We start from the raw sequence: 11,385 nt of genomic DNA on the forward strand, positions 1-11,385 counted from the left end.
AACGCTTCGCCGTCCTCGGGCAGCGCGCCTTCGCGCACCACGCCGACCTGCCACGCGGGGATCCCGGTGCTCTCGATCTGGGCGATCGCCTCGGAGGCCTTGTCCGCCGAGACGACGGCCATGAAGCCGATGCCGAGGTTCCACGTGCCCTCGCTCGACTCCAGCGTGGTGCCCGCGATGTCGCTCAGCACCTGGAACACGGTCGACGGCGCCCAGGTCGAGCGATCGACGTCGACCCATGTGCCGACGGGCAGGACGCGCGCGAGGTTCGCCGCGATGCCGCCGCCCGTGACATGCGTCAGCGAGTGGACGTCGTCGCCGAGCTGGGCGATGAGCTCGAGCAGCGGCGTCGTGTACAGGCGTGTCGGCTCGAGAAGGGCTTCACCCCACGTGACGCCGAAGTCCGCCGCCTGATCTCCGTAGCTGATGCCTGCGCGCGTGATGATGTGGCGCACGAGCGAGAAGCCGTTGGAGTGGATGCCGCTCGAGGCGAGGGCGATGACCGCGTCGCCCGCCTTCACGCGCTCCGCGCCGAGAACCTGGTCGGCCTCGACCACACCCGTCGCGGCGCCCGCCACGTCGTAGTCGTTCTGGCCCAGCAGACCGGGATGCTCCGCCGTCTCGCCGCCGACCAGCGCCGTGCCGGTGAGCGCGCATGCCTCGGCGATGCCGCGCACGATATCGGCGATGCGCTGCGGGAACACCTTGCCCGTGGCGATGTAGTCGGTCATGAAGAGCGGCTTGGCGCCGACCACGACGATGTCGTCGACGACCATGCCGACGAGGTCGTGACCGATCGTGTCGTGCTTGTCGATCGCCTGCGCGATCGCGACCTTGGTGCCGACGCCGTCCGTACTGGTTGCGAGCAGCGGGCGCTTCATGCCGACGAGCGCACTCGCGTCGAACAGGCCGGCGAAGCCGCCGACGCCTCCGAGCACCTCGGCGCCGTGCGTGGCCTTCACGGAAGACTTCATCAGCTCGACGGCGAGATCGCCGGCGGCCGTGTCCACACCGGCCTCGGCGTAGCTCGACGACGCGCGGGCATGGGGGGATTCGGCGGGTGCGGCAGCCACGCGTCCAGACTACCCGGCGGAATACTGGGAGAGAGCCGCGTCGGGCACGTCCGCGCGGGTGCGCACGGCAGGGATAATGGCGGGCATGACGCCCCCCGATTGGCACGTCCGCGAGGACTGCAGCCCCTCGGTGCTGGTCGCGCTCTACCTGCGACAGGCGCTCGGCGTGCGCCACCCGGATGAGCTGCCGCAGCTGCGCGGCGTCGACCGCGGCGCGGAGGCGACCGAGGGCGTCGAGCGGCTCTGGCGGCGCTACTGGGACATGACGGTCGAGCCGGAGGCCCACCCCTCGCCCGTGCCGCTCGAGCTCGTCGAGGGGTTCGGCACGCACGTGGCCCTGCCTGCGTACGCGGATGCGCTGCGCCAGGCCGCCGCCCCGCATGGTCCCCACGCGCTCGCCTACGCGCACGACGCTGCCGTCAGATACGAGCGCATGCGCCGGTCCTATCGGGGCTACGCCGGAGCGGTGGTGGAGTTTGAGCGACGCGCGGGACGCCGCGCGCACGACTTCCGGCTCGACGTGCAGGTGCTGCCGCTCGCGCAGCGCGGCGTGTGGTGGATCGGCGCGCTGACGATCGCCGTGTCCGACAGCCTGCGCGGGGACGTCGCAGCGTTCGACGCCGCGATGCAGCCGATCCTGCGTGAGGTCGGCTGATTCCGACCGCGACCCTTGCATGATTTCGGTAAAGGCCGAATAATTCTTGTCAAGCTTTGACGAGACGAGAGGTCGCCGTGCAGACAGGTGCCACGCCCGGATCCACAGGCGCCTCCCGCGCCGTCGACGTGCTCAGCATCGGGGAGACGATGGCGCTCGTGGTGCCTGCCCTCGCCGAGCCGGTCGACGTCGCCGAGGAGTTCCGCGTCGAGACGGGCGGCGCCGAGTCGAACGTCGCGTGTCACCTCGCCGCAGCCGGACACCGAACCGCCTGGCTCAGCGCGCTCGGCGACGACGCACTCGGGCGCCGCGTGCGGTCCCGCATCGAGCGGGCGGGCGTCGACACCTCCGCCGTCCGCCTGGACCCGAACGCCCCGACGGGTCTCTACGTGAAGGATCCCGGAGCGGGCGTCAGCTACTACCGACGCGGTTCCGCCGCATCCCGTCTGCGCCCCGAAGACCTGATGAGGGTCGCTTGGGACGACGTTCGCGTCGTGCACCTGTCGGGGATCACCCCGGCCCTCTCGCAGAGCTGCCACGCTCTCGTCGATGCCGCGATCGACGCGGCGCGGGCCCACGGCGTGCTCGTGAGCTTCGACGTGAACCATCGCCCCGCGCTGTGGCCGGATACGGAGACGGCGGCAACGGTGATCGGCGCTGCCGCGCGGCGTGCGGACATCGTCTGGACCGGACGCGACGAGGCCTCCGACCTGTGGGGCGTGCAGACCGCCGACGACGTACGGGAGCTCTTCCCCGACGTTCCGCATCTGGTGGTCAAGGACGCCGACGTCGAAGCGGTCGAGTTCTCACGCGGCGAGCGCAGCGCCGCTCCCGCGCGACGGGTGGCCGTCGTGGAGCCCGTCGGAGCGGGCGACGCGTTCGCCGCCGGCTGGCTCGACGGCTTCCTGCGCGGCGCCGACGCCTCCGAGCGACTGCAGAGCGGGCACACGTTCGCCGCTCGCGCCCTGTCCAGCACCCACGACGTACCCGCGGAGCATCCGCGCACGGCGGCGACGCCCGACGACGACCCGGGCGGGACTCCCCGCACGAGCAGGAAGTGAGAGACATGACGGAGCACACCACCGCGACCGGAGGGCCGCGCGTCGCCTTCGAGGAGATCTTCGCCCAGGCGCCGATCATGGCGATCCTGCGCGGCATGGGCGTCGAGCGCAGCCTGCAGCTCGCCCACACGGCCTGGGACCTCGGCATCGAGGCGGTCGAGGTCACGCTGCAGTCGCCGACGGACGTCGAGGCGCTGGCCGCCGTGGTGGCCGCGGGCCGCGAGCGAGGCCGGAAGGTCGGAGCGGGAACCATCCTCGACCGCTCGGGCGTGCGGGCGGCGGCGGACGCGGGAGCGGCGTTCACCGTGAGCCCGGGCCTCGACCTCGAGGTGGTGGCGGCGAGCGAGGCGACCGGCATGCCGTCGCTGCCGGGCGTCGCCACGGCCTCGGAGGTGCAGCGCGCCTCGGCCGCGGGCCTGCGCTGGCTGAAGGCGTTCCCCGCCTCCGCTCTGGGCACCGAGTGGTTCACCGCCATGCGCGGCCCCTTCCCCGATGTGCACTTCGTCGCGACGGGCGGGCTCCATGCGGGAAACGCCTCGCGATTCCTCGACGCGGGGGTGCGGGTCGTGGCGGTCGGTTCGGCGCTCGGCGACCCTGAAGAGCTCGCCCGGCTCACGGAGGTGTTCGACCGATGACGACCCGGCGCATCGGGCCGCTGGACAAGTCCTTCCCCGCGAGTCTGGAAGGGGAGGACGCCGCCGCGCTGAGCGCGCCCCTCTCCGAGTTCTCCACTCCCCTGCTCGCGCTGGACGGCGACGCGCTCGCACACAACGTGCGCACGATGGCCGAATGGGTCGCGCGGCGCGGCCTCGAGCTCATGCCGCACGGCAAGACGACGATGGCTCCTGTGCTCTGGCGACGCCAGCTCGAAGCCGGCGCGACGGGCATCACCGTCGCCACGGGATGGCAGGCGGACGTCGCGCTGCGCGCGGGAGTGGCGACCGTGCAGATCGCCAATGCGTGCACCGACCCCGAGCTGCTCCGCCGCCTCGCGGCGTGGCTGGCGGAGCATCCGGCGCAGGAGGTCGTCTGCTGGGCCGATTCCGAGGCGACGATCGATCTGCTGGAGGCGGGGCTCCCGAGGGGATCGAGGCTCGGGGTGCTCGTCGAGCTCGGCGCCGCAGGCGGCCGGACCGGCTGCCGCGACGAGGAGCAACTCGTCGGCATCGCGCGCCGGGTGTCGGCATCGGAGGCGCTGGAGCTGCGTGGCGTCGCCGGCTACGAGGGCGCCCTCGCACATGACCGCTCGCCCGCCGCCCTCGCCGCCGTCCGCGCGTACTGCGACCGACTCGCCGCCCTCGTGGACAGGGTGCGCCCCCTCGTGCAGGGCACGCCCTGGATCACGGCGGGCGGAAGCGCGTACTTCGACGTCGTGGCCGACAGCATCGGGGGCGTGCGCGACGTGCGGGCGATCCTGCGGTCGGGTGCCTACGTCGTGCACGACGACGGTTTCTACCGGGGCATCTCGCCGCTGGATCCGGCGCGCGCCGACGACGCCGAGTCGCTGCGCACCGCGATGCACGCCTACGCGCGCGTGGTCTCCGTGCCCGAGCCGGGCCTCGCTCTTCTCGATGCGGGAAAGCGCGACCTGCCCTTCGACGAGGGGCTGCCCGTGCCGCTCGGCGTCGCCGACGCCATCGGCGGCGCCGAGCGACCCCTCCGGGCCGAGATCAGCGCGCTGAACGACCAGCACACGTTCCTGCGGTGGGAGGGACGATCCCCGGTCGCGATCGGCGATGTCGTGCGCCTGGGCCTGTCGCACCCCTGCACGGCCTTCGACAAGTGGCGACTGATCCCCGTGGTCGATGCCCAGGGCATCGTCACCGAGGCGATCGAGACGTTCTTCTGACGCGGGCGGCGCGTCGCCCGCGGAGCATCCGGCTCGGCTCAGCCGCGCCGCACCTCGTCGAGATAGCCGTAGACGGTCACGCGCGAGACGCCCAGCCGTGCGGAGACGCGGTCCGCCGCCCGCTTGATGTGGAAGGCCCCGCGCGATTCCAGCAGACGGAGCACCTCGATCCGATCGGACTTGCCCATGTCGGGCGTCGGCTTGCCGATCGACGCGATCGCCTCCGAGATCATGTCGTCGAGCACGCGCGTGATGTCAGGGCCGACGACCTCCTTGGGCTCCTCGGCCTCTGCCTGCGGCGCGGGCGAGAGCGCGGCGATGGCGTTCAGGGCACTCTGCATGGGCGTGAGGTCGACGTTGATGCACAGCGCCGCGAGGATGCGGCCTGCGGGATCCCGGTAGTAGACGGACGAGCTGACGAGCTCGCGGCCGTCCACGGTGCGGCCGCGATACCCGAAGGCATCATGGTCGGCGCTCTCGTCGCGCAGCACCTCGAACCCGAGGTTCGTCGACGGGCCGCCGACGCTGCGACCGCTCACATGCCCGTTCACGATCGCGTAGATGGAGTGGTCGAGGTCGCGCGAGGAGAGATCGTGCAGCACGACCTCGCAGTGGGGGCCGACCGCAGCGGCGATCGCACGCATCACGGGCTCCAGCACGCGATGGAGGTCCTCGACGCTCTGGAAGCGCGCATCCGTGGCGGGCAGCAGCGTGGGCACGTGGATCTCCGTTCGTCGCCGAGCGGCCATTGTCTCATTTCGGCGATGTAACCCGTATATATAATTTCTGCTAAGACACTAGAACTTCTGTTAAGTCGCTGTTAGCGTGCTCGCAACGTCGCTCCAGCGGGCGACCCCCACCGATCGTCCGGCCGGACAGCCCGGCCCCTCCGAGGAGGATTCCTGTGAACACGACACGACAGCAGCACGCCCAGGGAGCCGGCGCATGAGTCGCGGAACCCGCGTCCCCCTCAGCCGGGCGCAGAAGCGGACGATCGCGGGCGGCTCCATCGGCACGCTGATGGAGTACTTCGACTACTACCTCTACGGCCTGGCGTCGGCCACGGTCTTCCCCGCGGTCTTCTTCTCGGACAACGACCCCTTCGTCGCGCAGCTGTCCTCGTTCGCGACGTTCGCCGTCGGCTTCCTCCTGCGCCCGATCGGCGGCCTCGTGTTCGGGCACATCGGCGACCGGCTGGGCCGCAAGGTCACCCTGCTCGTCACGGTGATCGGCATGGGCATCACGACCGCCGCGATCGGACTGATCCCGCCGGACGCGATGATCGGCGTGGCCGCTCCGCTGCTGCTGCTCTTCCTGCGCATGCTGCAGGGCCTGTTCGTCGGCGGCGAGATGGGCGGGGCCGCGACCATGGTGGTCGAGCACGCGCCGCCGGGACGCCGCGGCCTCTACGGCGCCTTCCTCATCAGCGGGGCCGGCATCGCGAACGTGGCCTCCGCGGGAATGATGGCCGGCCTCGGCCTCGGCCCCGACTCGTTCTTCATGACGTGGGGCTGGCGCATCCCCTTCGTGTTCGCCCTCGTCCTGGCGATCATCGCGATCCTGCTGCGCCGTCAGCTCGAGGAGTCCGAGGAGTTCACGCGGCACACGCAGGCGATCGCGATCGGGCAGGTGAAGCGCTCGGCGCCGCTCGTGGAGGTGCTGCGCCACCCGAAGAACGCGCTGCTGGGCATCCTGATCGGTCTGCCGCAGTCCATCGCGGGCTACGTCGTGCTCACGTTCGGACTGTCCTTCATGGTGTCGGAGGGCACCGCCGCGCAGGTCGGCTTCATCGGGACGATGATCGTGGGCGCGCTGCAGATCGTGGTGGCGCCGTCGTACGGCGCCCTGTCGGACCGCATCGGACGGCGCACGGTGTACATCGCCGGCTGCATCGGTTTCGCGGTGCTCGTGTGGCCGACGTTCCTGCTGTACGACACCGGCAACGCGTGGCTGATCTGGCTCGGCATGATCGTCGGCTTCGTGATCCCCGGCGTCGCGATGCAGGGCACACTCCAGACGATGCTGACCGAGATGTTCGACGTGGAGCAGCGCACCACCGGCGTCAACATCGGCTATCAGCTGTCGAACACGCTCGGCGGCGGCCTCGCCCCGCTCATCGCCACGGCTCTCGTCGGCTGGGCGAGCGGCGAGATCTGGCCGGTCGTCGTCTACGTCGCGGTGATCTGCACGGTGGGAGCGATCGCGACCGCGGCAGCGACCTTCCGCATCGGCACCGACGCGGCCGAACCCGCGCGGGATCTTCACCCGGAGCACGCGTGACGCGGGTCGTCATCCGCGGCGGCACGGTCGTCGGCGCGGACGGGGACTCCCCCGTCCGCGCCGACGTGCGCATCGAGGACGACCGCATCGTCGAGGTCGGGCGGATCGTGGACGGCCTCGCCGGCGCCGATGCGGTGATCGACGCCGACGGGCGCCTGGTCGTCCCGGGCTTCATCGACGCTCATGCGCACGCCGAGGGCGCGGTCTTCGATGAAGCGGTGCAGCTCGCCCTGCTGCGCCAGGGCATCACGACGGTGATCGGCGGGCAGGACGGCATCTCGTACGCACCCGGCGACGGTGCGCATGCCTCGACCTACTTCGCCGCCATCAACGGCCCTCACCCCACATACCGGGGGTCGCGCGTGGCCGACCTGCTCGCGAGCTACGACGGGCGCATCCCGCTCGGGGTCGCCTACCTGGTCCCCGCGGGCACCGTGCGCCAGCAGGTGATGGGAACCGCGCAGCGCGCCGCGGACGCCGACGAGCGGGAGCGGATGGTCGCACTCGTCCGGGAGGGCATCGCCGACGGCGCCGCGGGACTGTCCACGGGCCTCGACTACGTGCCGGGCATCTTCGCGGACGCCGAGGAGATCGCCGCGCTGTGCGCACCGCTGTCGGCCGCAGGGCTGCCCTACGTCACCCATATGCGCGGCGGATACGAGGACAACGCGCAAGCGGGCGTGGAGGAGGTCGCACGCATCGCGCAGCTCGCCGGTGTCGCCGTCCACATCTCGCACTTCCACACGCGCGCCGACGAGGCCTGGCGGCTCATGGACTGGCTCACCTCCCGCGGCGTGAGCGCGACCTTCGACGCCTATCCGTACACGCGGGGCTGCTCGCTCCTCGGCATGACGCTGCTGCCGCCCGAGCTCAACGCCCTGACTCCCGACGACGCGGTGCGCAGGATCGGCATGGCCGGCGAGCGCGAGCGCCTGCGCCGCGAATGGTTCCCCCTCGTCGCGCTGTACCCGAGCCTGGGCGAGCAGTGGCCCGACCTGATCACCATCGGGCACACGGCCTCACCCGACTTCGCGTGGGCGCACGGCCTGACCCTGGCGGACATCGCAGAGCGCCGCGGCACGGACGCCGTGGACGCCGCCCTCGACCTGCTCGTCGCGTCGCGGCTCGAGGTGAACGCCATCATGGCCGTGCGCGACCAGCGCCCCGTGTCCGACCTCGGAAAGCTCATCGCCCACCCCGCGCACCTGGGAGGGTCGGACGGGATCTTCGTCGGCGCCCACCCGCACCCGCGCGCCCGCGGGGCGTTCGCGTCCTACCTGGCCACCTACGTGCGGCAGCACGGGTTCCTCGACTGGTCCCAGGCGGTGCGGCACCTGTCCACGGGGCCGGCCGAGCGCTTCCGTCTGGGCGACCGCGGCCGGATCCGGCCCGGCAGCATCGCGGACGTCGCCCTGATCGATCCACAGGCCGTGACCGACAGGGCGACCTACGATGACCCCGGCCGCGTGGCCGACGGCGTCGAGGACGTACTCGTCGCCGGGCGGCCGGTCCTCTCCGGAGGCCGGCTCACCGGCGCACACCCGGGCGGCGGCGTCCGCGCCACGCCCGCGGGTGCGCGGGGACGACCCCCCGCGCCATCCGAGAATCCGCCATCACGAAAGGGAGACACATGACCGACGCGACCAAGAAGGCGATCCACACGACCGATGCGCCGGCACCGGCCGGACCGTACAGCCAGGGCATCGTCAGCGGCGACCTGCTGTTCACGGCGGGCTTCGGCCCGCAGGACCCGGCCACCGGAGCCGTCCCCGAGAACGTGGCGGATCAGACGCGGCAGGTGCTGCGCAACATCCAGGCCGTCCTCGCCCAGCACGGCGCGACTCTCGACCACGTCCTGAAGTCGACCGTCCACCTCGCCGACCTCGCGGACTTCGAGGAGTTCAACGCCGCCTACCGCGAGTTCTTCTCGGAGCCCTACCCGGTGCGCACCACCGTGGGCTCGCAGCTCGCGAACATCCTCGTCGAGATCGACGTCGTCGCCCGCATCGCGAAGTGACGCATCCGTCCGGGGGCCACCCAGGTGGCTCCCGGCGGGGCCGCTCTCGCCTGACGGACCCGCGATCGCTCGTCGCGGCCGGGATCACCCCGCGCGTGGAGTCAGTCGGCGCGCCGCGCCGCGATCACTCGGTGTCCGCGACGGTCTCGTGCAGGACCGTGACACGGCGCGTGCGGCGACCGATCGTCCACTCGAGCAGCAGGGCGGCGACCATCGCGAGCAGGATGCCCGCGGGAACGCACCAGAGCAGGATGAAGCCGAACGCCTGCGACGGGGAGTAGACGACCTCGGTGAACGGGCTGGGCTCGCTCGTGCCGTCGAACGCCGTTGCGAGGATCATCGCCACCACGATGCCGAGCGCCGCGCCGACGGCGGCGAACACGCCGTACCGCGGCGACCGCCGCACGGACACCTGCTCGGAGACGAGCTGGTCGGCGGGGACTCCCCCTTCGGCAGGGAACGGGGGGTGCGTGGACATGCCGTCATCCTCCCACCCGTTCCTGAATGACGGGCGTGCGTACGCCGCCCGAATCCTCCATTCCGGCCGGTCAGGGGCGCAGCGGAAGCACGCCGGACAGATCGGCCCGCACCCCGGATGCCTGCACCCGGCCGGACGCCGCGGCGTCGGCCCACGTGAGCGCCCCGGTGGCGAGCCCGATCCACGTCTGCGGATCCATCTCGACCACGTTCGGCGGCGTACCGCGCGTATGGCGCGGACCCTGGATCACCTGGGCGGCGCCGAACGGCGGCACGCGCACTTCGACGCTGTTGCCGGGCGCCTTCTCCACCAGCAGCTGCAGCAGGTAGCGCACGGCGGCGGCGTGCTCCTGACGCGCCGGCTTCTGCCCGGCCGCGACGGCCGCCGCGACCGCGGAGAGCGCGTCGCGTCCGGCGGCGGTGTCGATCCGGGGCATGGTGATCCAGCTTACGAGCCGTCTCCCCCGAGTGGTGGTTTCGGATCCGGTGCGGCCGCGCGCCGTCGTCGGCCCGGGGTGGTCCGCGGCCGGTCGATAGGCTGGGCGCGTGAAGATCCTGGTCCTCGGTTCCGGCGCGCGCGAGCACGCCCTCGTCCTCGCGCTGCGGTCGGAGCAGGCCGGCCACGACCTGCTCGCCGCCCCGGGCAACGCGGGCATCGCGCACGACGCGACGCTCGTCGACATCGACATCGTCGATCCGGTCGCCGTCACGGGATTCGCGATCGAGAACGCCGTGGATCTCGTCGTCGTGGGTCCGGAGGCGCCGCTGATCGCCGGCGTCGCGGACGAGCTGCGCGAGCGCGGCATCCCCGTCTTTGGGCCGGGCCGCGCCGCCGCGCAGCTCGAGGGGTCCAAGGCGTTCGCGAAGCGCATCATGTCCGCCGCCGAGGTGCCGACCGGCCGCGCGACCCACGCGCGCACGCGGGACGAGGTCGCCGCCGCGCTCGACGAGTTCGGCGCGCCCTACGTCGTGAAGGCCGACGGCCTCGCCGCGGGCAAGGGTGTCATCGTGACGGAGGATCGCGCGGCGGCGCTCGCGCACGCCGACACCTACCTGCCGAGCGGCCCCGTGCTGATCGAGGAGTTCCTCTCGGGCCCCGAGGTGTCGCTGTTCTTCCTGAGCGACGGAGACACCGTGCGGGCGCTCAGCCCCGCGCAGGACTTCAAGCGCGCCCTCGACGGCGACGAGGGCCCCAACACGGGCGGCATGGGCGCGTACTCGCCGCTGCCGTGGCTGACCGAGCAGTTCGGCTCCGAGGCGGAGTTCGTCGCGCACGTCACCGAGACGGTGGCCCTGCCGGTCATCCGGCGCCTCGACGAGGAGGGCACCCCCTTCATCGGCCTGCTCTACGCCGGGCTCATCCTGACGCCGTCGGGCGTGCGCGTGATCGAGTTCAACGCACGCTTCGGCGACCCCGAGACGCAGGTGGTGCTGCCGCGCCTGACGACGCCGCTGTCGCGGCTTCTGCTCGCGGCGGCGACCGGCACGCTCGAGGACGAGTCGCAGCCGGAGTTCACGGACGACGTCGCGGTGACGGTCGTCCTGGCGAGCGAGGGCTATCCCGAGAAGCCGGTCACGGATCGCGCCCTGACCGGGCTCGACGACGCCGCCGCGGTCGAGGGCGTGCACATCGCGCACGCGGCGACCGCGGTTGCGGGCGACGGCCTCGTGGCGACCGGAGGCCGGGTGCTGAACGTCGTCGCGCTCGCACCGGACTTCCGGTCCGCACGCGAGCGCGCGTACGAGGCCATCGGCCGCATCGGGCTCGAGGGCTCGCACCACCGCACGGACATCGCGGCCCGCGTCGAGTAGTCAGTCGGGCGTCTCTCCCGCGCGGGAGCCGGCACCGGCCGGATGGGATGATGGGGCCGTGACTGTCGAGATCCCGGGTTGGAAGCACACGTACTCCGGCAAGGTGCGCGATCTGTACGCGCCGGCCGACGGCGATCCGGGGCGCATGCTCGTGGTCGCGA

General features: G+C 72.1%; 12 protein-coding genes and 1 pseudogene. 9 read left to right on the forward strand and 4 right to left on the reverse strand.

From position 1 onward, the window contains the following. The coding region (gene purM / locus RIF89_RS06565) for a phosphoribosylformylglycinamidine cyclo-ligase (RefSeq protein ID WP_309068346.1) at positions 1–974 on the reverse strand (974 nt) is incomplete at its 3' end. Between the two features lie 184 nt (positions 975–1,158). Here purM and RIF89_RS06570 point away from each other — a divergent pair. From RIF89_RS06570 to RIF89_RS06585, 4 genes are all read left to right on the forward strand, one after another. Continuing rightward, a complete protein-coding gene (locus RIF89_RS06570; protein WP_309068335.1) occupies positions 1,159–1,728 on the forward strand; it encodes a zinc-binding alcohol dehydrogenase in 570 nt (189 codons plus the stop codon). 77 nt (positions 1,729–1,805) lie between these two features. Further along, positions 1,806–2,789: a sugar kinase gene (locus RIF89_RS06575; RefSeq protein WP_309068336.1), complete on the forward strand. Its 984-nt coding sequence runs from the start codon at positions 1,806–1,808 to the stop codon at positions 2,787–2,789. A 5-nt stretch (positions 2,790–2,794) separates the two neighbouring features. After that, positions 2,795–3,424, forward strand: coding sequence for a bifunctional 4-hydroxy-2-oxoglutarate aldolase/2-dehydro-3-deoxy-phosphogluconate aldolase (locus RIF89_RS06580; RefSeq protein WP_309068337.1), 630 nt, complete (start codon positions 2,795–2,797; stop codon positions 3,422–3,424). Next, positions 3,421–4,638 (forward strand): alanine racemase, encoded by a 1,218-nt coding sequence (locus RIF89_RS06585; RefSeq protein ID WP_309068338.1) that lies wholly within the window; start codon positions 3,421–3,423, stop codon positions 4,636–4,638. The genes RIF89_RS06580 and RIF89_RS06585 overlap by 4 nt, the downstream gene beginning before the upstream one ends. A gap of 38 nt (positions 4,639–4,676) precedes the next feature. Here the strand turns inward: RIF89_RS06585 and RIF89_RS06590 are convergent, their stop codons facing one another. Beyond that, complete coding sequence (locus RIF89_RS06590; protein WP_309068339.1) at positions 4,677–5,357, reverse strand: PAS domain-containing protein; 681 nt, start codon at positions 5,355–5,357, stop codon at positions 4,677–4,679. 226 nt (positions 5,358–5,583) lie between these two features. On the opposite strand from RIF89_RS06590, the gene RIF89_RS06595 reads away from it, so the two are divergent. The 3 genes from RIF89_RS06595 to RIF89_RS06605 are packed head-to-tail and all read left to right on the forward strand — an operon-like array spanning position 5,584 to position 8,935. Next, positions 5,584–6,918, forward strand: a complete 1,335-nt coding sequence (locus RIF89_RS06595; RefSeq protein WP_309068340.1) for an MFS transporter — start codon at positions 5,584–5,586, stop codon at positions 6,916–6,918. Beyond that, on the forward strand, positions 6,915–8,552 hold the full coding sequence (locus tag RIF89_RS06600) for an amidohydrolase family protein (RefSeq protein ID WP_309068341.1): 1,638 nt from the start codon (positions 6,915–6,917) through the stop codon (positions 8,550–8,552). The genes RIF89_RS06595 and RIF89_RS06600 overlap by 4 nt, the downstream gene beginning before the upstream one ends. Then, positions 8,549–8,935 carry a Rid family detoxifying hydrolase gene (locus RIF89_RS06605; RefSeq protein ID WP_309068342.1) on the forward strand — a complete coding sequence of 129 codons (387 nt, stop codon included), beginning with the start codon at positions 8,549–8,551 and terminating at the stop codon, positions 8,933–8,935. Before RIF89_RS06600 ends, RIF89_RS06605 begins: the two co-directional genes overlap by 4 nt. A gap of 124 nt (positions 8,936–9,059) precedes the next feature. Here the strand turns inward: RIF89_RS06605 and RIF89_RS06610 are convergent, their stop codons facing one another. Both RIF89_RS06610 and RIF89_RS06615 read right to left on the reverse strand, forming a co-directional pair. Next, a complete protein-coding gene (locus RIF89_RS06610; protein WP_309068343.1) occupies positions 9,060–9,413 on the reverse strand; it encodes a potassium transporter Trk in 354 nt (117 codons plus the stop codon). Positions 9,414–9,483: 70 nt separating this feature from the next. Next, on the reverse strand, positions 9,484–9,849 hold the full coding sequence (locus tag RIF89_RS06615; RefSeq protein ID WP_309068344.1) for a sterol carrier family protein: 366 nt from the start codon (positions 9,847–9,849) through the stop codon (positions 9,484–9,486). Between the two features lie 109 nt (positions 9,850–9,958). On the opposite strand from RIF89_RS06615, the gene purD reads away from it, so the two are divergent. Next, positions 9,959–11,224, forward strand: coding sequence for a phosphoribosylamine--glycine ligase (gene purD, locus RIF89_RS06620; RefSeq protein ID WP_309068345.1), 1,266 nt, complete (start codon positions 9,959–9,961; stop codon positions 11,222–11,224). 58 nt (positions 11,225–11,282) lie between these two features. Continuing rightward, positions 11,283–11,385 (forward strand): annotated as a pseudogene (locus tag RIF89_RS06625) (phosphoribosylaminoimidazolesuccinocarboxamide synthase); the annotation flags it as partial.

It is taken from the genome of Microbacterium sp. (assembly GCF_031178525.1).
In the GTDB taxonomy this organism is placed as follows: domain Bacteria; phylum Actinomycetota; class Actinomycetes; order Actinomycetales; family Microbacteriaceae; genus Microbacterium.